The organism is Citrobacter sp. RHB21-C05, from assembly GCF_013889015.1.
GTDB lineage: Bacteria > Pseudomonadota > Gammaproteobacteria > Enterobacterales > Enterobacteriaceae > Citrobacter_A > Citrobacter_A sedlakii.
In genome coordinates this window covers 2,314,429-2,337,484 of sequence record NZ_CP057611.1, presented here as the reverse complement: position 1 = coordinate 2,337,484, position 23,056 = coordinate 2,314,429, and the positions used below count along the sequence as shown (strand labels likewise).

Below are 23,056 nucleotides of genomic sequence, written 5' to 3'. Positions count from 1 at the left end.
GCACAACTTTTCGTCGGCGGCTACCGTGCGGTCGTCGTCAGGCAAGGGATTCTTGCGCGATGGGGGACCGGAGAGGCCAGCTAAAACGAAATTGCGCGCCGCCAAGGTGGCTCACGCCGCAGCTCACCGTCCCCCCCATCGCCACAGCGATGGAGTGGACAATGGCGAGCCCAAGACCGCATCCACCGGTGGCGCGATCGCGGCTGGGGTCCAGGCGCACAAAAGGTTCGAACACCTTTTGCCGGGCATCGGGCGCGATGCCTGGGCCGTCATCCTCGACAATCAACGTCGCGAGGTGTCCGTCCCGCAGCAGGCTAATTTCAACGGTCGTTTTGCAGTAACGCAGTGCGTTGTTGAGTAAGTTATCCAGAACGCGCTCCAGCAGACGCATATCCAGTGCGCCGTACTGCCCGCGAACGACCTGAGAGAGGGTTAGCGTGCGTTCCGGAGTGACGCTCTGTACGTCTTCAATGTGGGACGTAATCCACGCCGGGAGGTCCGGTTCGCTAAGGTGCAGTTCATTTTGCGGCCTGTCGAGACGGGCATAAGTTAATAGCTCCTCGATTAGCGACTCAAGCTGCCCGATGTCACGATTAAGCGCCAGCGACTCCTGGTGACTGAGGTTTTCGCTCATCTCCAGCCGATAGCGAAGACGCACCAACGGCGTGCGCAGTTCATGGGCGATACCGTCAATCAGCTGTTTTTTACTGGCGATCAGCGCAGTGATGTTGTCAGCCATCTGGTTAAAAGCAATGCCCAGCCGCTCAAAGCTGGAACCGCTGTTGAAGTTCAGTCGCTCGCCCAGATGACCTTTACCGAAACGCTGAGCCGCAGCTTCTAGTCGCAGCATGTCCTGCCAGTGAGGACGCATCCAGATAAACACCGGCAGGGCGAGTGAAATGGCGATGATCGCCATCAACGCGATGTCCAGCAGGCGCATCTGATGCAGGTAGTAGAGATAGGGCACCGGACCGACGGCCAGCACGTAGTGGCTACGCGGAATACGCTGAATAAAGGTGTACTGATCGTCCAGCGCAATAATGTCGCCGCTGCGAAGGCGCTCCATTGAGGACGCGTCCAGCCGGAAGTGGGTCAGCGGTTCAACGCGTAAGTCGAAGGAGAGATTGAGATCCATCTGTTTGATGGTCTTACCCCAGTCACGGGGCGGGATCTCCCGCAGTTCACTGCGCATCAGGTACAGTGAGCTTTTCATCAAATCATCCAGCGACTGCCTTCCGGCGCGCTCGGCGGTGAATTTGTAGACCAGGCCAACCAGCAGGGTCATCACCAGAAAGCAGACAAACAGCAGGAGATAAAACTGCACAAAGAGTTTTTTCATTCCATTCTCCACTCAGTGGGGTCAGTTTGGATATCGAAAATTATTGTACGTTAAGGCTAATTTTTGACCGTTTTGATACGAGAGAACCGCTACCTGAAAGGTTTCTCGTATCTTCTGGGTAAGCTCGATACGGCGCAAAACTTAAATGATCCTAATAAGATCCTTCTGAATCCTTAAGCGTAATAGGGCTCCGTTTGGGAAACGGAATATATTGTATGTTAAGGCTGTTTTTTAACCGCCTGGCTCAATGGGAGCGAAGCTGAAAAATGCGACATTTTACAAAACGAGCGGATACGGTGATCGAAGGTGTAAAAAGGACCTCAAAGAGATCCTTCAGCAAATATAATTAACACCTACCTCATCAAAAGCAACTTTTTATAATCTGGATATATATAAGGAGCCTTTTCAGTACTGCCATCAGGATAGGTTACATTAAGATCCCCTGGGGGGGGATTAGGGGGGGAGATAGTCACAATTTTATTCGAGTAAACAACCGGATCTATACGTATTTGGTTGATATTGGAAACGCGGTAATAGCGACTCCACTGCTCATAGCGAGTATCACCGCCAAACAATTTAACAGAGATCTTCCCATCTAAATGGTGAGTAATGACTGGGAAGAAATCTGTAGTTAAATGAAAATTACCTCTAATCTCTCTTGGCTTCCCCCTCCCAAACGCATTGCTGTAACCCTCATCATCAAAATCAAAGACATAATTTGCAGCAATATCGTCTTTTCCTTGAACCAACGCTGAAGTTTTAGCTAACTGAATTCCGACCCTGATACCACTGAGTGTCCAACCGCACTTTGTACCGCCATCAAGCGCAATGCGGATCTGGCGGACACCATTACCATCAGTTGGGCTGAGAACCATCTGTTTGGGATTCAGCCCCCTTTCCGTACTCACATGTGATTCTGTTGACTGGTCATAAACTTTTCGGCGGCATGCCTCTGAGCGGTAAAGCACATCCAGTGGTAACACCTCCGTCTCAGCTGGCACTTTCACCGCTACCGTTACCCATTCGGTACTGGCGGGAGGGTTAAGGGTATAGTCCGGGCGACTGGCACAGCCGCTCAGGGTTAACAGCGCCAGAAATGGCAGCAGTCCTGCCAGTGATTTAGCGTATCGATTCAACTTCTTCCTCCGCAACTGATTTAAAACGAGTCAGGGCATTCTCACCACCCGATAGTTTCCGGGTAACCGCCAGCGAACTGCCCACCATATCCTGCAGGGCCAGGAACATCCGGTTTCGCTTCAGCTCCTCCGGTGGACTACTTGCCCCGTAATCCGCCATTTGCTGTCGGAAATCCTCCCGGTACTCTTTCCGGCTCAGTTTCAGCTCCGGCCATGCCGATTCCAGAAGCTGGTTGTTCAGGAACGGCAGATACTCACTCGCCATCGAGTGCTGGCCCGGACTGGTCATATGGTCAAAATTCGGATTGGTGTTCCGGGGGAAAACCTTCTGAATATCTGCGGCCGGGAACTCGCGCACAAACGCCTCCTGCGCCTCTTTTGCCTCCACGTTTTCAGCCTCAGACAGCGACGGGACAAGGAACAGTTTAACTTTGTGCATATCGCTGGAGCTGAGGCGGCGGCAGGAACGGTTGTTCATCGTTTTACATTCCAGCCAGGTGCGGGTCTGCGTGGCGCGGAAAAAGACCACCGGGCGGCCGTGATGCCAGTAATGCTCACCGATGTAGGCTCCTGCCATCTGCGCTGGTAGTTCGGCCGTCAGTGTCCAGAAAAAGCCCAGCGAGGTACCGAGAGGACCAAACTTACCGTACAGCCAGTTATCCAGATTGGCATCAAACGGCACGCTGGTGATGGTGTCGCTGTCGTTGACGTGCCGGTAGTGGGTGATCTGATACAGGTTGCCCACAGCATCTGCGGTAAAGGTCCGGGGCATGCCATAAGTGTAGATTATTGGCGCAAATCCCTTCATCTCTGCCGCATACGTCAGTCCCAGTGCCCCGCCCAGACTGTGCCCGGCGATAAACAACTTTTTTCCTCTATTCAAAAGGTCTCTGATTCCATCAAAATCATCCCCAAACCGCTCCTTCGCCAGATGGTATGCTTCCAGAAAACCGCCGTGAATATGACCGGCTTTAGCCAGCTCCGCCGGGCACGGTTGCGGTGAGTACCAGCCATCAGTGATCCAGTCCGGAACTTCCTGCGTTCCCCGCCATGCCACGATCACATGGGTCGAATTTTCCACGTAAAAAAGCTGGGTACTGTCGAGCAATAAGCGGGCGGGGGCTTTGTCACTTAAGCGGGATGAATCCAGAAATTCGGCAGTGATGTACCGCTCACGGAACGGTACATCAACAACCAGCGCATGAGGAAATGACGGAAATTCTTCATATTTCGGTGTCGTGGACAAATCCAGGCACTTTTCCAGGAAAAACGGCTTAATCACTGTATCCCCACTTTTCGCATAGGCCATATCAGCCATCACGCCGAGGTTATAGCCATTTGCCAGCGAATAGTCTTTCGAGTCATGCAGCACCAGTGACCACGCCCTGAACGGGCAGATTTCTATCACATGTCGCTTCTCCAGCGCCTCCCGGGTGATTTCTGTCCCTTTCAGCGATGTTCCATGCGGAAAGTGAAACCGGGGCGGCTCTTTATCCGTCCATTCAGGGATATCGGGCATCCGGTCACACAGTTCCCCGATGGTCACATAATGATGGTCATAGCCGTGCTGCTCCGCGCTAATCTGCACGTTTGAACGCCATTTCGGATCGCGTGTTTCTGGCTGGAAAAGATAATTACTCACCGGCTGGCTGTTCGGGTTACGGCTGATACCCAACGGACGCTGTTCCATCACATCGGCCAGTTGCTGCCCGTCTGTTTTCACGTCAAGGCTAATCCAGTACAGGTCATCGAACCGCACCAGCCCCTGACTGTCGGTAACACCGGCAGGCGGATTCGGCGGTGGCGTGGGGTCAAACCGGGTGTGGCCGCCCCTGGCCCACAGCGCCAGTTCTTCTGCCGTGGCAAGCGGATGATATTCCAGCTGTACCTTCAGGTCGGAAACCGGGTTGTTGTTCTCATCCACAAACTGCAGTTCCAGCCAGTGCTTCAGCTGTTTCCCGCAGGGTACTTCTTTGTACTTCATTTTGTGACTCAGGCAGGTCACTGTCGTATTGTCTGTCTCGTATGCCATGGACTTAAATCCCTTTAGTTTCTCTGGCTTAATACCGGCCATCATACATCAGACAGAACTTAACCAAAATCTTCGGTTTCTGGTTGCCGGTACAGCGCCTGAATTCGGTATATCTGGGAGGGGCTGTACCCTGTCGCGTCTACAGTTTCACGGATGCTCAGTTCTTGACCTGCCGATAGTACAGGACTTTCTGATGTCGCTCCTGATTGGCCTGTTTACCCCGGTATTTCCCCAGTGTATGCGCCCGTTCAATTCCCTGCTTCTGGCGCTGGCGGCGGCTCAGCCAGTCCTTATGAGACATAGCGTCCATCAGGTCGATAAGCATGTTATTGATGGCGGTTATCACGGCGCGGGTGATTGGGTCAGCCTGCGAAGGATCTTTATCTGACAGCGCCTGCCATAAGGAGGATACATCCAGTCTGACAATCCGCAGTTCGTGTTGTTCTATCTGCTTTTTCAGCGTCATCCAGTCGCTGTTACTCAGACGGGGCAGGCGGTCAATTTGTTCGACCAACAAAATATCATTATGGTGACTGTCCATCAGCAAGCGTCTCAACTCCGGCCGGTCAAGTTTTGTCCCGCTGATACTCTCCCGGTAATAGCTGGCGATTTTATGCCCTCGTTCCTGAACGAATTGCTCCAGCATCTCTTTTGTCCGATCGGCGAACTGATCTTCCGTCGATGCCCTTAAACTAAGCTCTGATGAACATTTTTTTCACTATATTATCGCATTTAGGTTATTGCATATATTCTATCGCATATAGGTTATGTCATTCATCGTGTGCCGCCTCGTTTTGGTTATAGTGTCAGGGTGTATCCTTATGCGATAAGCATTTTTGTTAAAAATACCGCATTGGATATTTACGAGGGAAACTATATGGCAAGGAGGCAGATTCTTTCACTGTCGGAAAGAGAATCATTACTGGCATTACCGGACGATGAGTTAACGCTGACCCGGATGGCGTATTTCAGTGAAAATGATCTGGCACTTATCAGTGCCCACCGTAAACCTGCCAGCCGTTTTGGTTTTGCCGTCCTTCTTTGCTATCTGAAAAACGTCGGCTTTGCCCCGGATAAAAAAATCCCTCCCTCTGATGCGCTGCTGAAGCCTATCGCCAGCAGGCTAAAACTTACCGGAGATTTCTGGCCTGCTTACCTTTCCGGCAGGGAAACCACGCGACGCGAACATTTAACCGAACTGTACCGCTATCTTGGCGTAAAAGCGTTCACCGGCAAAATAAAGCAGGACTGTATTACACACCTGTTGGTGATGGCGACGCGCACCGATAAAGGTATTCTCCTGGCCGAAGAACTGCTGGTCTGGCTCCGGCAGAACAACGTGATAATCCCCGCGATTGATGTCGTGGAGCGTACCTGTGCTAAGGTCATGGCAGGCGGCGATAAAATCGTGTTTCAGACCCTGAATGCCCCGTTAACTCTGGCTCACAGGGATGCTCTGGATCGTTTACTTGAGTCATCGGATAATCAGTCTTCCAGGCTGACATGGCTTCTGCAACCTCCGGGTAAAATCAATCGTAAGAACGTGCTGCAACATCTTGATCGGCTCAGTAGAATTGAATCGCTGGCACTACCGGAAGGTATAGATCTTACCATTCACCTGAACCGGTTGCTGAAACTGGCGCGGGAAGGCCGAAAGATGAGCTGCCGGGGATTTGACCCTATTTTCAGCAGCCCGGCGTCATGCGATCCTGGTGTACGTGCTGGAAGAAGTCAGAGCCACACTGACAGACGAATTGATTGAGTTGCATGAGCGAATGATGAACAACCTTTTCAGCAAAGCCAAAAGAACACAGGCTGAGCGCCTTCAGCAAACCGGAAAGCTGATCCAGACAAAACTGAGGCAGTACATCGCCCTAAAATCATGGAAATTCTCGATGAGGTAAACAGCTGGACGACGTTTACCCGACATTTTTCGCATATAAAAAATGACATTACCCGTCCCGATACCCGCCTGCTCCTCACCAACATCCTTGCGGATGGCATCAATCTTGGTCTGACCACAATGGCGGAAGCCTGCCCCGGAAGCACCAAATCATCGCTGGAAGGTATCCAGGCATGGTACATCCGCGACGAAACCTATTCAGCCGCCCTCGCAGAGCTGGTAAACGCGCAGGGAAAAAGACCACTGGCGGCATTCTGGGGGGACGGGACAACGTCATCATCAGATGGACAGAATTTCAGAACAGGCAGGTCCGGTCGCTACGCAGGACAGGTTAACCCGAAATATGGACAGGAGCCTGGACGTCAGTTTTGTACCCATACATCGGATCAATACAGCCCATTTTACACCTGTATCATCAGTCGGGTCAGGATTCAACCCATGTGCTAGATGGCTTGCTGTACCAAGAAAGTGACCTGGAAATCAGGGAGCATTACACCGATGCCGCGGGTTTCACCGATCATGTCTTTGCCCTGATGCATCTGCTGGGGGTTGCGTTCTGTCCGCGAATCAGGGTTTTCCACGACAAAAAGCTGTTTATCAAAGGGAAAGCGGACCAGTACCCGGCGCTTCAGTCACTGATATCAACGACCAGCCTAAATCTGAAAGAGATCGAAATTCACTGGCGTGAAGTGCTGCGTCTGGCGACCTCGATAAAGCAGGGAACCGTGGCAGCATTTCTGATGCTGAAAAAACTAGCCAGCTACCCCAAGCAAAAAGGACTTGCCAAAGCACTGAGAGAACTTGGCCGCATTGAGCGAACGCTGTTTATGCTCGACTGGTTCCGCGATCCTGCATTGCGTCGGCGAGTACAGGCGGGGCTGAATAAAGGTGAGGCACGTAACGCACTGGCGCGGGCGGTATTTATGCTCCAACTGGGGGAAATCAGGTAAAGAAAGCCGGAAAATCAGAGCTATCGCGCCAGTGGACTGACGCTTCTGACGGCTGCGATCTCGCTGTGGAATACTGTGTATATGGAAAGGGCGCTCGATGCCCTGAAGCGTAAGGGACTAAAGATCAACGAATAACTGCTGTCGCATTTGTCGCCGTTAGGCAGGGAGGGAGTACATCAATCTGACAGGCGATTATATCTGGAAAAGTAACCGGATACCGGTTTCCGGTAAGTTTCGTCAGTTGAGACTAGCTAACGTCGAAAGGTCAAAAAATAGCCTAAACGTACAATAATTTTCGATATCCAAACTGACCCTTCAGTATGCGGTTTCATCATCCCAGGCATGGGGCGCAAACAAGTAGCCTTTGTTTCGCACGGTTTTTATGCGATAGGGTTCCGTGGCGTTATCGCGCAACTTTTTACGCAGACGTGAAATTGCGACGTCCACGCTACGATCCAGTCCGTCGTAGCTGACGCCGCGCAAATTTTTCAGCAGCGCGTCGCGATCCATAATCTGTCCGGCATGGGTCGCCAGTTCCCATAACAGTTCGAAATCGGCGGTGGAAAGGGAGACCTGTTCGCCGCCCAGCGACACTGAACGGTTAATCGGATCGACCCTCAGCGAGCCAAAGCGTAAAGGGTTGTACGGCGTCGCGCCGCCGCTCTGAATGCCTTTCGCCAGAGTGGCGTGTTCGCTTTGACGTAAATGCAGGCGCAGGCGGGCGAGTAGCACGGCAGGGGGCGTCGTTTTCAGTATGTAGTCGCAGGCGCCCATTTCCAGCGCAAGGATGTGATTCATATCGCTGTCGAGAGAGGTAAGCAGCACAATCGGTCCCTGCCAGCGCCCCTGAATATCACGACATAACGTCATACCGTCTTTGCCGGGAAGCATGATGTCCAGCAGGACCAGATCGGGCTGCACTTCCAGAATACGCGCTTCCGCCTTATCACCGCGCGGCTCAACCACTACGTCAAAATCGTGTTTTGCCAGATAAGCTGCGATGAGCGCGCCAACCTCAGGATCGTCTTCGACAAATACAATTGTGTTCATGCCATTATTGCCAGACTAAAAACGCCAACATACACCGCGGCGCCGCCGCCTTCCATTAATCTTTCCTAAACGGAAGCGCTTCCGTTATGCTAACAGCCGATGTTATTGATGTGTTAAGGCAAGGCAATGGGACTCGTAATAAAAGCCGCTCTCGGCGCGCTGGTCGTGGTGGTGATCGGCTTACTGGCAAAAACGAAAAATTATTATATTGCAGGGTTAATTCCGCTATTCCCCACTTTCGCGTTGATCGCGCATTACATCGTCGCCAGCGAGCGCGGTATCGAAGCGTTAAGAACCACCATCATATTCAGCATGTGGTCGATCATTCCCTATTTCGTGTATCTTCTGTCGCTCTGGTATTTCACCGGGGTGATGAAGTTACCGATGGCGCTCGGCGGGGCGGTTATTTGCTGGTGCCTGAGCGCCTGGCTGCTGATTTTTTGCTGGGTCAGGCTGCACTAACGCAAATGGCGGCCGCCGTCGACGGCGAAACTGCGACCAGTCACGAAGCAACTGGTCAGCAGATAATCGATTAAATCGATCACCTCTTTTTCACCTGGCGCCGTTTTCATTAACGATTTATTCAGCGCCTGCAGACGGTATTCCGCGTCGTCGCCCTCATTAAATAAAATGAGCGACGGGGCGATAGCGTTCACTTTTACTTCCGGAGCCAGTTTGCGGGCAAAGGAGCGGGTCATGTTGTCCAGCGCGGCTTTACTGGCGGCATAGGCGATATGTTTATCGCTGCCGCGCTCCACCACGTAATCGGTGAAATGAATAATGTCGCTGGCGGCATGACCGTGGCCGCGCAACATGCCTTCAAGAGCGTGGTTGAGCAGATAGGGCGCATTGACGTGGATCTGTAGCATGCATGCCAGCACGTCGGTCAGGGGCGTACCGGGTTTTTCCGCCATCCATGCGCTGGCGTTATGCACGATTGCCCGTAACCCTGGGGCGCTTTCTTTCACGGTGTCAGCAAAAGCTAACACGCCTTCATTGGTGGAAAAATCGGCCTGAATACAGAGTGCGCCCGCTTTCGCCAGTCCGTCAATCGCCGGATAAGGGGTACGATAGCTGACGATTACCGGCTGTTGCTGATGAATAAAATGCCAGGCGATGGCCAGTCCAATGCGGCGTCCGCCCCCGGTGATCAGAATCGGCAAAGGGTGTTTGTTTCCCATCGAAAGCTCCTTATGCGCCTGCAAGCCAGGCAATTCGCGTTAAACGATGGGATGACAATTACCCCACCAACAGCCAGGTCGCCGGAACCGCGGCAACCAGCAGCAGTCCAATCAAAATCAGTTCCTGACGATTCAGAACAGTATCATGTGTATGCGTTTTACGCGCGTACAGGAACACCAACAGACCCGGCGCATACAGAACCACGGAAAGCAACAGGTGCATCGGGCCCGACGCATACAATAACCATAAGCCATAAATGCAGGCTCCGACACCCACGGCCTGGTGCAGGGGACGCGTTGCGATCTTCAGCAGGAACGCGCCAACCAGAAAATAGGGCACCAGAATCATTTCTGACGCAATGGTCAGCAGGGTGTTGTAGTCGGAACCTGTGAGCCAGATCAGCACCAGACACACCTGAACGCAGATGTTAGTCAGCCACAGCGACGCCGACGGCGCGCCCTGGGCATTCTGGCGCGCGAAAATACGTGGAAACGCTTTATGGGTCGAGGCCAGGAACGGCACTTCGGCGGCCATAATCGTCCAGCTGAGGTACGCGCCGCAGACAGAAACAATCAACCCGGCGGCAATAATAATTTCGCCCCACGGTCCCATCATCTGCACCATCAGACCCGCCATCGACGGGTTACGCATTTCGGCCAGATCTGGTCGCGCAACCACGCCCAGCGAGAGCAGGGTGACCAGCAGATAAACGCTAAGCGCAGCAAGTACCGCCAGTAGCGTGGCGCGACCGACGTCCTGTTTGTTGCGGGCGCGGGCTGACACCACCACCGCGCCTTCTACGCCGATAAAGACCCAGAGGGTAATCAACATGGTGTTCTTCACCTGTTCCCAGACAGGAACGCCCAGCGCTATGCCGGTGAAGTCGAGGTTAAACGTATCCAGACGGAACGCCATTATCGCTAACACGACGAATAACCCCAGCGGCAACAGCTTGGCAAGCGTCGCTACCAGGTTGATGCTCGCGGCGGTCTGTACTCCGCGCAGCACCAGAAAATGGACCACCCACAGCAGAACCGAGGCGCCGACGATCGACTGCCAGGTATTACCATCGCCAAACAGGCGAAGTGCGGGGGTGTCAGTAAAGAAACTGAGCGCTGAAAACACGATGACAAGATAAGAAACGTTCGCGATAACGGCGCAAAGCCAGTAACCCCAGGCGGAGCAAAAACCGATCAGCTCACCGAAGCCTTCGCGGGCATAGGTGAAGATGCCGCCATCCAGGTCGGGACGGATACGGGTCAGAATCAGCATGGCGAATGCCAGCAGTAAAATACCCGCGCCGGTTATAGCCCAGCCAATCAGCAGAGCTGACGGGCTGGCAACAGCGGCCATGTTTTGCGGCAGACTGAACACACCAGCGCCAAGCATCGAGCTTAAAACCAGCGCAGTGAGCGCGCTCAGTCCCAGTTTTTTTTCCATGATTATCCAGTTTCAAAGGAACGGTGGAGAATAATTATTATGGCAAAACGCATAAAAATGGTGAAAGCCACTAAGGCGCGGGATTTTACGGAGAGAAGGGGCTGTATGCAATGTTCGCGGAAAGATTTGTGACTGATTGTGCGAAAAGTCGGCCTGATGGTGTTAATCACTCTTGCCCGGCAGCGCTTTCGCGTACCGGGCCTGTAGGAACTTACTTATACAGATCGGCGCTGATGGTCATATTATTACCACGTTCCTGCCACTGGCGGGTGATGTGATAATACTTGGCGCCTTTCTTCGCCGCACGCTTCGCGACCTGATAAGAGACTTCGGTCATGTTGCTGTAGTTACCGGTGAACTTGATGCTGTCAAACGGCACCATCATTGCCGCAGTGGCCTTGTTCAGTTCTTCGACTTTGGTACCATCCGAAAGTGTGACGGTGTAACGTCCACCTTTGGTTGACTGGGTTTCAAAGAAGCGGCCTACTTCCGCGCTCGGCGATGCGGTGGTGGCTACGCCCGGGATCTCAACGTTCTTCGCGGCGGCACCGCCCGCGGCCAGCGCTGCGCGTCCAGCATCAGAATCGGCCGGGATGGCGTCCGGGCTCTGAACGATACGTTTTTTCGCATCTTCTTTATAAATAAACGCGGTAATACGCTGGTTGCCGCCCTGGTTCGCATCAACCTGACGCACGATATAGAAGGAGTAGGCGCCTTTTTCTTTCGCCGCTTTGGTTATGGCGTCATTCACTTCCGGCTGGCTGCGGTAGAAGCCCTGGACCGTTACGGTATCGTACGGTTCCAGCAGAACCGCCTGAGCTTTCGGTAACTCCACTACGCCGTTAATTACGCGATTTTTGCTGTCTTCCGCTTTTTCCGCGTCGGCTTTGTAAAGGTCGGCCACAACGCGCCAGTTGCCGCTGTTACCAAAATCGGAGGTGTCTACCACATAAAAAGAGGCGGCGCCTTCTTTATCCGCGCGGCGATTGACGGCTTTGACCGCATCGCCAATCGCGTTAAAACGGCCCGTGACGACAACGCGGTCATAAGGTTTCAGTGCAGCCGCTTGCTCCGGCGTCAGTTCCGTTGCTGCGTTCGCAGAAAAAGCCGTCGCAGAGAGCAGTGCGGACGCCAGGAGAGTGTTCTTAAGCTTCATAAAAATAATCCTTCGCCTTGCGCAAACCAGGTACTGGTATTGTTATTGACTAGAAACGTGGCTGATTATTGCATTTAAACCTGGTGAATGTCTGCGTCATTTTTCAATCAACATAACGAATGCGGTCACAAGGCCGATAACAAAATGTGATATGTCGAAAAAATGGGCGCTTCGCGGCCTAAACTAATGAACAGACAGAATTTCATAAGTTAATTTAATGTTAATTAATTGATCTGCAATGGCGCTAAATCATGTTTTGCCGCTTCGCTTGAGCGAATTATGGGCCTTTGGCAAGGATTTGAAGGTCATTATCCCGGCCAGAGGGCTGAATCGTTCATATTTTGCAGATTACCTAACAAATACTGATTTTTGGCGCTAGATCACAGGCGCTATTTTCAGTACGTTATATGGAGTTTGTTACTGTTTTATTGAGCCGGGGTAAGACTTTACCTCCCGCGTGAAATTGCGTGCGCAACTTCACGATCACTGACAAACCATCATCAAAAATAACGATGGAAGGGAACATTATGCGAATTGGCATACCAAGAGAACGGTTTACCAATGAAACCCGAGTCGCAGCCACGCCGAAGACGGTGGAACAACTGCTGAAGCTGGGTTTCACCGTCGCGGTAGAGAGCGGCGCGGGTGGACTGGCAAGTTTTGACGATAAGGCTTTTGCTGACGCGGGCGCTGACATTGTGGATAGCAGCGCAGTCTGGCAATCCGAGGTGATTCTGAAGGTCAACGCGCCGCAGGACGATGAAATTGCGTTACTCAACCCGGGCACCACGCTGGTGAGCTTTATCTGGCCGGCGCAAAATCCGGAGTTAATGCAGAAGCTTGCCGAGCGTAATGTGACGGTCATGGCGATGGATTCGGTGCCGCGCATTTCACGCGCCCAGTCGCTTGATGCGTTAAGCTCGATGGCAAACATTGCGGGTTATCGCGCGATCGTTGAGGCGGCCCACGAGTTTGGTCGTTTCTTTACTGGTCAGATTACGGCCGCAGGGAAAGTCCCGCCGGCCAAAGTGATGGTGATCGGCGCCGGGGTGGCGGGGCTGGCCGCGATTGGCGCGGCGAACAGCCTGGGGGCGATTGTCCGCGCTTTCGATACCCGTCCGGAAGTGAAAGAACAGGTCCAGAGTATGGGCGCGGAATTCCTCGAGCTGGATTTTAAAGAGGAAGCGGGCAGCGGCGACGGCTATGCCAAAGTGATGTCCGAAGCGTTTATTAAAGCCGAAATGGCGCTGTTCGCCGCGCAGGCGAAAGAGGTGGACATCATTGTTACCACCGCGCTGATCCCCGGCAAACCCGCGCCGAAGCTGATCACCCGTGAAATGGTTGATTCAATGAAGGCGGGCAGCGTGATAGTGGATCTCGCGGCGCAAAATGGCGGCAATTGCGAGTACACCGTTGCAAATGAGGTGGTCACCACCCCGAATGGCGTGAAGATTATTGGCTACACCGACCTGCCAGGGCGTCTGCCGACGCAGTCCTCTCAGCTGTACGGCACCAACCTGGTTAACCTGCTGAAACTACTTTGCAAGGAAAAAGACGGCACGATCAATGTCGATTTCGACGACGTTGTGGTGCGCGGCGTGACGGTCGTGCGTGACGGGGAAATTACCTGGCCTGCGCCGCCGATTCAGGTTTCCGCGCAACCTAAAGCCTCTGTGAAAGCCGCGCCGGAAGTGAAAGAGCCGGAGAAACCGGCGTCGCCGTGGCGTAAATATGCGCTGATGGCGCTGGCGATTATTCTGTTCGGTTGGCTGGCTGATGTCGCGCCAAAAGAGTTCCTCGGTCACTTTACCGTATTCGCGCTCTCCTGTGTGGTGGGTTACTACGTCGTGTGGAATGTCTCCCACGCGCTGCATACTCCGCTCATGTCCGTGACCAACGCTATTTCCGGGATCATCGTGGTGGGCGCGCTGTTGCAAATTGGCCAGGGCGGCTGGGTGAGCTTCCTCAGCTTTATCGCGGTGCTGATTGCCAGCATTAATATTTTCGGTGGCTTCACCGTGACTCAGCGCATGCTGAAAATGTTCCGGAAAAACTAAGGGGTAACACATGTCTGGAGGATTAGTTACAGCTGCATACATTGTTGCCGCGATCCTGTTTATTTTCAGCCTGGCGGGGCTTTCAAAACATGAAACGTCCCAACAGGGAAATAACTTCGGTATCGCCGGGATGGCGATTGCGCTGATTGCCACGATCTTCGGCCCCGATACCGGCAACGTCGCCTGGATCCTGGTGGCGATGATCATCGGTGGCGCGATTGGTATTCGTCTGGCGAAGAAAGTCGAAATGACCGAAATGCCCGAGCTGGTGGCGATACTGCATAGCTTTGTTGGCCTGGCTGCGGTGCTGGTCGGCTTTAACAGTTATCTGTATCACGAAGCGGGCCTGGATCCGGTTCTGGTGAACATCCATTTGACGGAGGTGTTCCTGGGTATCTTTATCGGCGCGGTGACCTTTACCGGGTCCGTTGTCGCGTTTGGTAAGCTGCGCGGGAAGATCTCTTCTAAACCGCTGATGCTGCCGAACCGGCATAAAATGAACCTCGCGGCGCTGGTCGTGTCTTTCCTGTTACTGCTCGTTTTTGTCCGTACCGAGAGCGTCGGTCTGCAGGTGCTGGCGCTGCTGGTGATGACCATCATCGCCCTGGCGTTTGGCTGGCATCTGGTGGCCTCCATCGGCGGCGCGGATATGCCGGTCGTCGTTTCAATGCTGAACTCCTATTCGGGCTGGGCGGCGGCGGCGGCGGGCTTCATGCTGAGCAACGATCTGCTGATTGTGACCGGGGCGCTGGTTGGTTCTTCCGGTGCGATACTGTCATATATTATGTGTAAGGCGATGAACCGTTCGTTCATTAGCGTCATTGCAGGCGGTTTCGGCACCGATGGTTCGTCATCTGGTGGTGACGAAGAAGTCGGCGAGCACCGTGAGATCAGCGCGGAAGACACCGCAGAAATGCTGAAAAACTCGCACACCGTGATCATCACCCCCGGCTACGGTATGGCGGTGGCGCAGGCGCAATATCCAGTGGCGGAAATCACTGAGAAGCTGCGGGCACGCGGCATCAAGGTCCGTTTCGGTATCCATCCGGTCGCCGGACGTTTGCCTGGCCATATGAACGTTCTGCTGGCCGAAGCCAAAGTGCCTTATGACATCGTGCTGGAAATGGATGAAATCAACGATGATTTCTCTGATACCGACACCGTGTTGGTGATTGGCGCTAACGACACCGTCAACCCGGCGGCGCAGGACGATCCGGGCAGCCCAATTGCCGGCATGCCGGTACTGGAAGTCTGGAAAGCGCAGAACGTTATCGTCTTTAAACGCTCAATGAATACTGGTTATGCAGGCGTACAGAATCCGCTGTTCTTCAAAGAGAACACCCATATGTTGTTTGGCGATGCCAAAGCCAGCGTGGATGCGATTCTGAAAGCGCTTTAAGATATGGGGCGCCTGATGCCACTGTGTTTATCAGGCCCGCCGATCTCCTGACGGCCTCTGCGGAGGCCGTTTTCTTTTACTGGTTTACGCTTTATTCACATCGCTAAGCAGAATGGCGATGCTCTGTCCGGCAACGGTTTGTTCAAGGGCAATCTTCACGATAATCGTCAGCGGCACTGAAAGCAGCATGCCTACCGGGCCCAACAGCCAGCCCCAGAAAATCAACGACAGAAATACCACCAGCGTCGATAGACCCAGTCCCCGACCCATAATGCGGGGTTCCAGAATGTTACCAAACACGAGGTTAATCATCAGATACCCCGCCAGTACGACCAGCGCGTCGTACAGACCGCCAAACACCAGTACCTGCGCGATTGGCGGGATCGCTGCCAGCACGGAACCGATATTGGGAATATAGTTTAGCGCAAACGCCAGCAGTCCCCAGACGAACGCGAAACGCACCTCAAGCGCTGCCAGCATTGCCCACACCACTAAGCCAGTGACGATGCTGATGGCGGTTTTAAGCACCAGATAATGCGACACGCTGTCAATCGCGCGCTGTATTGCCGCCATGCCTTCCACCGGGCGGGTCATTATCTGCTGGAATTTCGTGGGCAGTTGCGGAACCTCCAGCAGCATAAATACCACCGTCAGCAGAAGCAGAAAAATCGACGACATGGCATTGGACAACTGCGCCAGCAGATTGGTCACCAGCGTCATCGCCGCATTCGGATCGATATACTTCACCAGTTCATCAACGGAAACGCCAATGCCTAAACGAACCAGCCAGGGTTCGAGGTTTTTTAGCGGAACGACCAGCGAGGAACGATACTGCGGCAATGTGCGCGCCAGTTCGTTTAATGAGGTTCCAAGATAAGCCAGCAGCAGCACCATCGCCATCACGATGATTAACACCAGTATTGAAATGGCCATCACGCGCGGAACGCGCAGTTTTACCATCCGCTGCACCAGCGGATTGAGTACCACAGCAAGAAATATCGCCAGAATAAACGGGACGATAATATCCGCCGCGAAGCGAATGCCGGTAAGAATGATCACCAGCATGCCGAGCATAATAACGATCTTTAAACCGTTCAGCGTAATGATTGGCTTAGCCATGCGTTTTCCTGAAATTTTTGTCTTGCCGGATATAATAATGTGATTTCTGTCGCGTCGTCCTGGCAGAAATCAAACGGGGAGGGTAAAGAAGTGAAAAGGTTTTGAGTTAATTCTTAGGCTGTGGTACAAATCAGGCGTGTTCAACTACCGAGGACAATTATCATCCGCGATGACGAGAAGCAACACTGCGGATAATTGTAATATTATGGACAATATGTTCAGGACGTTTTTTTCCACCCAGACTCTTTTACGCACGTCTTCCTCTTTCCTGCTTGCCGGTGAGCAGCACTGGCGCAACGCGCTTTAGTCCCTTTCTTCTGCTTACGCTCGCGTCATGCGCTGAGCTGACTGTTTTTATTTTCAGGTTTGCTGCCTTCAGCAAGCCCAATGGATTATATTCTCAAGCAGGAGAAGCATCATGTTTTACTGGATTTTATTAGGCCTGGCCATTGTGGCAGAAATTACCGGGACGCTGTCGATGAAATGGGCAAGTGTTAGCGATGGCAACGGCGGATTTATTTTGATGCTGGTGATGATTACGTTGTCATATATTTTCCTCTCATTTGCCGTAAAAAAAATCGCCCTCGGCGTCGCCTATGCGCTGTGGGAAGGTATTGGCATTTTGTTTATTACGCTGTTCAGCGTGCTGCTATTTGACGAAGCGCTCCCGGCGATGAAAATTGCGGGGTTGACGATGCTGGTGCTGGGGATTGTGCTGATTAAATCCGGCATCCGTAAGCCACGCCGCACAACGAAGGAGGTGAACCATGCAGCAGTTTGAATGGGTTCATGCCGCGTGGCTGGCCGTGGCGATCGTACTGGAAATTATGGCTAACGTCTTTTTAAAATTCTCTGACGGTTTCCGGCGTAAATTCTACGGTATTCTGTCGCTGGCCGCCGTATTAGCGGCGTTTAGCGCGCTCTCCCAGGCGGTAAAGGGCATTGACCTGTCGGTAGCCTACGCGCTGTGGGGCGGTTTTGGTATCGCCGCGACGCTGGCTGCCGGTTGGATTCTGTTTGGTCAACGTTTGAACCCTAAAGGATGGATTGGCGTTGCGCTACTGCTGGTCGGTATGGTGATGATTAAACTTGCCTGAAGTTCTGCCGCCCGCCTCGCGCGGGCGGCGTTATCTTATGGCTGTTCAGCCAGCGCATCCAGCTTATCGCGAAAGCCGGTCACCGAAATGGCGCGATTATCGGCCCGCCAGCGGTCTTTAGCCGCAGGGGCTGAACTCTGTACGCCAATGAGCTGCCAGCCCGTCGCCGTTTTAAGCATCAGAGGAGAACCGCTGTCACCGGGAAGGGTATCACACTGATGCGACAACACCGCCTTTTGCGCCCAGCCGGTGACGATACAGTCCTGATGGGAATAAAGCGTGTTGAGATGATCTTCCGGATAGCCTGACTGGGTGACTTTACGTCCGGCTTCTTTCAGCGCTGCGGTCAGGGCGTCTTTATCCCCGTCGAATAAAGGTAATGGGGTGATGCCAGAGGGGGGATAACGCAGTACGATCAGACCAAAATCCCATGATGCCGCGGCAGGGGGGACAATCCAGCCATCGCCATCGGCTTTCAGACGCTTACCCAGCCCCGGATCAACCCGACCTTCAATCCCGTGAATTTCGTAACGCCAAATCCCTTTTTTGGACACAAAACGCAGCACGACGGCTTTATCCGGTGTGCCTTTGGGCGGGGTTAATAAACAATGTCCGGCAGTGAGCGCCAGGTGTGGCGAGATAAGCGTGGCGGTGCAAAGATTGCCGCTGGCGGTTTCGAGTTGGCCAATCGCATCCCACGGCGCATCGGTTGGATCCTCAACCGGAACACGATCGTCCTGACCGAAAAATAGCGTTTTGACTTCACTGGTATCGGCTTGCGCGTCAGGTTTGTCCGCATACGCCATACCCGATGTAAAACAAAACGAGCCCAGTAATACAGCAACGGTTTTACGCATATCACACTCTGGTGGGTAATTATGATTATTAAAAGAAAACCCTCAGTAAATACTATAGACGTAACGACGGAGAAGTGAGAGCAAAATCAGCGAACTACGATCAGGCGAACCAGAAGCGGATAGCGATAAGCGCGCAGAAAATTAATGAAATAAGAATGACCTCAAAACGATAACGACCCACGCTGAAGCCCTCCGAAGAAAGGCGCTGAACAGGGCGTGCAGCGCCAGCATACGTTAGCGCAAAGGGTCGCGCTGACGTTTTAACGGAAATTATGCTGCAGGCTGGGCAGCCGGTTTAGCGGCTTGATGCGTGGCGGTTTTTTTGCTGTGCTTTTTAGCCGCTTGCGCTTTTTGCTCTGGCGCTTTCTGTGGGGCCGCTTTGTGATGCTTTTTAGTATGAGTGGTTTTCGCCGGGGCGCTTTGCGTTGCCGGAGCGGGAGAGGTAGCCGTCTCTGCCGCAAACGCGGCGGAAGACAGACCCATAGCAGCGGCAACAACCAGAGCTAATACGTTTTTCATTTTCATACCCTCGATTTGGTTTTTCATTCAACCCCACTGCGGGGCCGTTGAAAATACTTTATCGCTGATAATCGAGGACGTCCGTGAGTCATTGGTATCGGCGTGTAACCCTATGTACAGCGCCAACCGAAATAATTCTACCAGGTCAAACGTGCAGACGGCGATGCAGGCGCAGACCGACAACAATCGCCAGCACCAGCATAATAGCGATAAACCCACCGACGCCGTTCCAGCCGTAATTGTGCCAGAATACGCCGCCCAGCGTCCCGGCGATGCTTGATCCTACATAGTAGCTGAACAGATACAGAGACGACGCCTGACCTTTTGCGCGGCGGGCGCGCGGACCGATCCAACTGCTTGCCACTGAGTGGGCGGCGAAAAATCCAGCGGAAAAGAGCAGCATACCGGTGAAAATCAACCAGAGTGAACTGAAGAGGGTCATCAACAGGCCAACCAGCATTACGCCCGTAGAAACCACCATGACCGGACCTCGCCCGTAGCGGACGGTCATGGCGCCCGCCTTTGGCGAACTCCAGGTGCCGGTCAGGTAGGCGACCGACAGCAGGCCGACCACCGCCTGACTCAGTTCCCAGGGGGACAGCATCAGCCGATAGCCAATGTAGTTAAACAGGGTGACAAAGGATCCCATCAACAAAAAGCCTTCCGCGAACAGCAGCGGCAGCCCGCGGTCACGCCAGTGCAGGCGAAAGTTGATAAATAGCGACTTAGGCCGTAAAGAGGTCGGGCGGAAATGGCGCGATTCCGGCAGGATTTTCCAGAACATCAGGGCTGACGCGAGGGCGAAACAGCCAATCGCGGCCAGCGCAATACGCCAGCTGAAAAAGTCTGTTACCACACCGCTGATCAAGCGCCCACTCATTCCGCCGATGGAGTTTCCGCTGATATACAGCCCCATGGAAAAAGCGACAAAACTGGGGTGAATCTCTTCGCTCAGATAGGTCATCCCAACCGCCGCCACGCCGCTGAGCGAAAGACCAATCAGCGCACGCATGATCAGAATGCCGTGCCAGCTTGTCATCAGGGTTGACAGCAACGTACAGCAGGAGGCCAGCAGCAGGGCGGTAACCATTACCGGCTTACGGCCAATCGCGTCTGACAATGGACCGGTAAACAGGAGGCCAACGGCCAGCATTCCGGTAGAGATCGACAATGAAATACTGCTGCTTGCAGGCGACACGCCAAATTCGTGAGAGAGCACGGGAAGAATAGGCTGTACGCAATAAAGCAGGGCAAAGGTCGCCAGACCTGCCGAGAACAGCGCCAGCGTGACGCGCATGAAGGAGGATGTCCCCCGTTTGATAAACTGAACCGGCTGAGCAATGCGCTGTGGTTCAATGTCGCCTGCCGACGCGTCACTGACCGTAGTTGTACGACTCACTTGAAATCCTTGCTAAATAGCCCCGTGACGAAAAGGGACGGGCGCAACCCTGACGATCAGGGTAGGAAAATCTCAATATTCTGTCTAATATATTAATTATCTCAAATAATATGTTAAAGATATGAATATTGAGTTACGTCATCTGCGCTATTTCGTTGCTGTTGCAGAAGAACTTCACTTTGGACGCGCCGCCACCCGACTGAATATTTCGCAGCCGCCGCTAAGTCAGCAAATTCAGATGCTGGAACAGCATGTTGGCGCGCGACTGCTGGCGCGTACCAATCGCAGCGTGGCGCTGACCGCGGCGGGGAAGCAATTCCTCGCAGACTGCCGTCAGATCCTCGCGCAAGTGGACGATGCCGCCGCTCGCGCGGCGCGGCTCCATCAGGGAGAAGCGGGGGAGTTACGCATCGGCTTTACCTCCTCTGCGCCGTTTATCCGCGCCGTCTCCGATACGCTGTCCCTGTTCCGCCAGCATTATCCTGACGTGCACCTTCAGACCCGGGAGATGAATACTCGCGAGCAGCTCACGCCGCTTGGCGAAGGGGCGCTGGAGTTGGGGCTCATGCGCAACACGCCGCTACCGGAAACGTTACAATACGAAGTGATCTTGCATGAATCTTTAATGGCCATGATTCCGCGCGCGCACCGACTGGCGCAAAAACCCGTGGTGACATTAGCAGAACTGGCAAAAGAGCCGTTTGTCTTTTTCGACCCGCATGTCGGCACCGGCCTTTATGACGACATTCTCGGGTTAATGCGCCGCTATAATCTTTCTCCGGTCATTACGCAGGAGGTGGGGGAAGCGATGACCATCATCGGCCTGGTTGCCGCAGGTTTAGGCGTCTCCATTCTTCCGGCGTCGTTCAAAAAGGTGCAGCTTAATGAACTGTGCTGGGTGCCGCTGGCGGAAGAAGATGCCGTTTCCGAAATGTGGCTGGTCTGGTCCCGCCACCGTGAACACAGTCAGGCAGCGATCCGTTTTCGCCAGCAGTTACTTCAGGCAGTGAGAAGCGCTTAAATTAATTTAATAACGGCTAAAAATGTGCGGTAAATCACACGGCTAAGTAAAAAGTTGACGTTGCGTATTGAAGTACTTCACCATAGCCTACAGATTATTTCGGAGCGCGAAAATAAAGGGAGTCAGAGGTGGTTGCTGATAGTCAGCCTGGGCACATCGATCAAATAAAGCAGACCAATGCGGGCGCGGTTTATCGCCTGATTGATCAGCTGGGGCCGGTATCGCGTATCGACCTTTCTCGTCTCGCGCAGCTTGCGCCAGCCAGTATCACCAAAATTGTCCGTGAAATGCTGGAAGCGCATTTGGTTCAGGAACTGGAAATCAAAGAGGCCGGAAGCCGGGGCCGACCCGCGGTAGGGCTGGTGGTGGAGACCGAGGCCTGGCACTATTTATCTCTGCGTATCAGCCGGGGCGAAATCTTTCTCGCATTACGCGATCTCAGCAGTAAGCTGGTCGTCGAAGAGTGTCTGGAACTGCCGCTTGACGACGAACAGCCGTTACTCGAACGTATCATCACGTTGATCGACCAGTTTTTCATCCGTCATCAGCAGTTGCTCGAACGCCTGACCTCTATCGCCATTACTCTGCCCGGCATTATCGATACCGAAAACGGTATCGTGCACCGGATGCCCTTTTATGAAGATGTGAAAGAGATGCCGCTGGGGGAAGCGCTTGAACAACACACCGGAGTGCCGGTGTACATTCAGCATGACATCAGCGCATGGACGATGGCGGAAGCCCTGTTTGGCGCGTCTCGCGGCGCGCGCGATGTGATTCAGGTGGTCATTGACCATAACGTTGGCGCAGGGGTCATCACCGACGGGCATTTGCTACACGCAGGGAGCAGTAGCCTGGTGGAGATCGGGCACACGCAGGTCGACCCTTACGGTAAACGTTGCTACTGCGGCAACCACGGTTGTCTGGAAACCATCGCCAGTATCGAGAGCGTACTCGAGCTGGCCCAGCTTCGTCTGGGGCAGTCGATGAGTTCCACGCTGCACGGGCAGCCGCTCACCGTGGATTCACTGTGTCAGGCCGCGCTACAGGGCGATCTACTGGCAAAAGATATTATCGCGGGCGTCGGGGCCCATGTGGGGCGCATTCTGGCGATCATGGTGAATTTATTTAACCCGCAAAAAATACTGATTGGCTCGCCGCTGAGCAAAGCCGCTGATGTGCTGTTTCCGGCCATCGCAGACAGCATTCGGCAGCAGGCGCTACCCGCCTACAGCAAAAATATGGTTGTCGAGAGTACGCAGTTTTCTAATCAGGGCACCATGGCCGGCGCCGCACTGGTAAAAGACGCGATGTATAACGGTTCTTTACTGATTCGTCTATTACAGGGTTAACATTTTTGATTTGATCTACCAAAATTTGCGCTAACGCAAGCTGAGCTATTC

18 protein-coding genes and 2 pseudogenes are annotated in these 23,056 nt (G+C 53.5%); 8 read left to right on the top strand and 12 right to left on the bottom strand.

Annotated elements, in window-relative coordinates; genetic code table 11:
• Positions 1-37: 37 nt before the first annotated feature.
• The 4 genes and pseudogenes from rstB to HVX72_RS11165 all read right to left on the bottom strand — a co-directional run.
• Positions 38-1,339, bottom strand: a complete 1,302-nt coding sequence (rstB, locus tag HVX72_RS11180) for a two-component system sensor histidine kinase RstB (protein WP_181821372.1) — start codon at positions 1,337-1,339, stop codon at positions 38-40.
• A 353-nt stretch (positions 1,340-1,692) separates the two neighbouring features.
• Complete coding sequence (locus HVX72_RS22185) at positions 1,693-2,475, bottom strand: hypothetical protein (protein WP_233459188.1); 783 nt, start codon at positions 2,473-2,475, stop codon at positions 1,693-1,695.
• Positions 2,459-4,507, bottom strand: a complete 2,049-nt coding sequence (locus HVX72_RS11170) for a lipase family protein (RefSeq protein WP_233459189.1) — start codon at positions 4,505-4,507, stop codon at positions 2,459-2,461. Before HVX72_RS11170 ends, HVX72_RS22185 begins: the two co-directional genes overlap by 17 nt.
• Before the next feature lie 59 nt (positions 4,508-4,566).
• Positions 4,567-5,198 (bottom strand): annotated as a pseudogene (locus HVX72_RS11165) (recombinase family protein); the annotation flags it as partial.
• Positions 5,199-5,384: 186 nt separating this feature from the next.
• Here HVX72_RS11165 and HVX72_RS11160 point away from each other — a divergent pair.
• Positions 5,385-7,652: pseudogene (locus HVX72_RS11160) on the top strand (Tn3 family transposase).
• 23 nt (positions 7,653-7,675) lie between these two features.
• Here the strand turns inward: HVX72_RS11160 and rstA are convergent.
• Positions 7,676-8,410, bottom strand: coding sequence for a two-component system response regulator RstA (rstA, locus tag HVX72_RS11155; protein ID WP_042282841.1), 735 nt, complete (start codon positions 8,408-8,410; stop codon positions 7,676-7,678).
• A gap of 126 nt (positions 8,411-8,536) precedes the next feature.
• Here rstA and HVX72_RS11150 point away from each other — a divergent pair, with 126 nt between their 5' ends.
• Positions 8,537-8,872 carry a GlpM family protein gene (locus HVX72_RS11150; RefSeq protein WP_060569721.1) on the top strand — a complete coding sequence of 112 codons (336 nt, stop codon included), beginning with the start codon at positions 8,537-8,539 and terminating at the stop codon, positions 8,870-8,872.
• Here the strand turns inward: HVX72_RS11150 and folM are convergent.
• The 3 genes from folM to ydgH all read right to left on the bottom strand — a co-directional run bounded on the left by folM (position 8,869) and on the right by ydgH (position 12,188).
• A complete protein-coding gene (gene folM / locus HVX72_RS11145) occupies positions 8,869-9,591 on the bottom strand; it encodes a dihydromonapterin reductase (protein WP_181821371.1) in 723 nt (240 codons plus the stop codon). The two genes, HVX72_RS11150 and folM, sit on opposite strands and share 4 nt — an antisense overlap.
• A 58-nt stretch (positions 9,592-9,649) precedes the next feature.
• Positions 9,650-11,032, bottom strand: a complete 1,383-nt coding sequence (locus HVX72_RS11140) for an amino acid permease (protein WP_042282848.1) — start codon at positions 11,030-11,032, stop codon at positions 9,650-9,652.
• A 211-nt stretch (positions 11,033-11,243) separates the two neighbouring features.
• On the bottom strand, positions 11,244-12,188 hold the full coding sequence (gene ydgH / locus HVX72_RS11135; protein ID WP_042282850.1) for a DUF1471 family protein YdgH: 945 nt from the start codon (positions 12,186-12,188) through the stop codon (positions 11,244-11,246).
• Positions 12,189-12,715: 527 nt separating this feature from the next.
• On the opposite strand from ydgH, the gene pntA reads away from it, so the two are divergent.
• Complete coding sequence (gene pntA / locus HVX72_RS11130) at positions 12,716-14,245, top strand: Re/Si-specific NAD(P)(+) transhydrogenase subunit alpha (RefSeq protein WP_181823222.1); 1,530 nt, start codon at positions 12,716-12,718, stop codon at positions 14,243-14,245.
• A 10-nt stretch (positions 14,246-14,255) separates the two neighbouring features.
• Positions 14,256-15,644, top strand: coding sequence for a Re/Si-specific NAD(P)(+) transhydrogenase subunit beta (gene pntB, locus HVX72_RS11125; RefSeq protein ID WP_042282855.1), 1,389 nt, complete (start codon positions 14,256-14,258; stop codon positions 15,642-15,644).
• An 84-nt stretch (positions 15,645-15,728) separates the two neighbouring features.
• Here pntB and HVX72_RS11120 read toward each other — a convergent pair whose 3' ends face one another.
• Positions 15,729-16,763 carry an AI-2E family transporter gene (locus HVX72_RS11120; protein ID WP_181823221.1) on the bottom strand — a complete coding sequence of 345 codons (1,035 nt, stop codon included), beginning with the start codon at positions 16,761-16,763 and terminating at the stop codon, positions 15,729-15,731.
• Positions 16,764-17,178: 415 nt separating this feature from the next.
• Between HVX72_RS11120 and mdtJ the strand changes: the two genes are divergently transcribed.
• A complete protein-coding gene (gene mdtJ, locus HVX72_RS11115; protein WP_181823263.1) occupies positions 17,179-17,544 on the top strand; it encodes a multidrug/spermidine efflux SMR transporter subunit MdtJ in 366 nt (121 codons plus the stop codon).
• On the top strand, positions 17,531-17,860 hold the full coding sequence (gene mdtI / locus HVX72_RS11110) for a multidrug/spermidine efflux SMR transporter subunit MdtI (RefSeq protein WP_042282862.1): 330 nt from the start codon (positions 17,531-17,533) through the stop codon (positions 17,858-17,860). The genes mdtJ and mdtI overlap by 14 nt, the downstream gene beginning before the upstream one ends.
• Before the next feature lie 35 nt (positions 17,861-17,895).
• On the opposite strand, the gene HVX72_RS11105 is transcribed toward mdtI, so the two are convergent.
• The 3 genes from HVX72_RS11105 to HVX72_RS11095 all read right to left on the bottom strand — a co-directional run bounded on the left by HVX72_RS11105 (position 17,896) and on the right by HVX72_RS11095 (position 20,635).
• Entirely contained in the window at positions 17,896-18,717 is an 822-nt protein-coding gene (locus HVX72_RS11105) for a serine protease (protein ID WP_181823220.1), read from the bottom strand.
• Positions 18,718-18,987: 270 nt separating this feature from the next.
• The gene (gene asr / locus HVX72_RS11100; RefSeq protein ID WP_148365357.1) at positions 18,988-19,236 is read right to left on the bottom strand and encodes an acid resistance repetitive basic protein Asr; all 249 of its coding nucleotides are present in this window, start codon (positions 19,234-19,236) and stop codon (positions 18,988-18,990) included.
• 145 nt (positions 19,237-19,381) lie between these two features.
• Positions 19,382-20,635, bottom strand: a complete 1,254-nt coding sequence (locus tag HVX72_RS11095; protein WP_181823219.1) for an MFS transporter — start codon at positions 20,633-20,635, stop codon at positions 19,382-19,384.
• 121 nt (positions 20,636-20,756) lie between these two features.
• Between HVX72_RS11095 and HVX72_RS11090 the strand changes: the two genes are divergently transcribed.
• Entirely contained in the window at positions 20,757-21,656 is a 900-nt protein-coding gene (locus HVX72_RS11090) for a LysR family transcriptional regulator (RefSeq protein ID WP_181823218.1), read from the top strand.
• Positions 21,657-21,784: 128 nt separating this feature from the next.
• The gene (gene mlc, locus HVX72_RS11085) at positions 21,785-23,005 is read left to right on the top strand and encodes a sugar metabolism global transcriptional regulator Mlc (protein WP_042282872.1); all 1,221 of its coding nucleotides are present in this window, start codon (positions 21,785-21,787) and stop codon (positions 23,003-23,005) included.
• Positions 23,006-23,056: the final 51 nt, after the last annotated feature.

Coding starts and splice junctions, on each gene's coding strand:
- folM (WP_181821371.1), bottom strand. CDS start 9,591: ATGGGAAACAAACACCCTTTGCCGATTCTGATCACCGGGGGCGGACGC.
- pntB (WP_042282855.1), top strand. CDS start 14,256: ATGTCTGGAGGATTAGTTACAGCTGCATACATTGTTGCCGCGATCCTG.
- rstB (WP_181821372.1), bottom strand. CDS start 1,339: ATGAAAAAACTCTTTGTGCAGTTTTATCTCCTGCTGTTTGTCTGCTTT.
- HVX72_RS11150 (WP_060569721.1), top strand. CDS start 8,537: ATGGGACTCGTAATAAAAGCCGCTCTCGGCGCGCTGGTCGTGGTGGTG.
- rstA (WP_042282841.1), bottom strand. CDS start 8,410: ATGAACACAATTGTATTTGTCGAAGACGATCCTGAGGTTGGCGCGCTC.
- mdtI (WP_042282862.1), top strand. CDS start 17,531: ATGCAGCAGTTTGAATGGGTTCATGCCGCGTGGCTGGCCGTGGCGATC.
- HVX72_RS11105 (WP_181823220.1), bottom strand. CDS start 18,717: ATGCGTAAAACCGTTGCTGTATTACTGGGCTCGTTTTGTTTTACATCG.
- HVX72_RS11090 (WP_181823218.1), top strand. CDS start 20,757: ATGAATATTGAGTTACGTCATCTGCGCTATTTCGTTGCTGTTGCAGAA.
- asr (WP_148365357.1), bottom strand. CDS start 19,236: ATGAAAAACGTATTAGCTCTGGTTGTTGCCGCTGCTATGGGTCTGTCT.
- pntA (WP_181823222.1), top strand. CDS start 12,716: ATGCGAATTGGCATACCAAGAGAACGGTTTACCAATGAAACCCGAGTC.
- HVX72_RS11120 (WP_181823221.1), bottom strand. CDS start 16,763: ATGGCTAAGCCAATCATTACGCTGAACGGTTTAAAGATCGTTATTATG.
- HVX72_RS11170 (WP_233459189.1), bottom strand. CDS start 4,507: ATGGCATACGAGACAGACAATACGACAGTGACCTGCCTGAGTCACAAA.
- HVX72_RS11140 (WP_042282848.1), bottom strand. CDS start 11,032: ATGGAAAAAAAACTGGGACTGAGCGCGCTCACTGCGCTGGTTTTAAGC.
- ydgH (WP_042282850.1), bottom strand. CDS start 12,188: ATGAAGCTTAAGAACACTCTCCTGGCGTCCGCACTGCTCTCTGCGACG.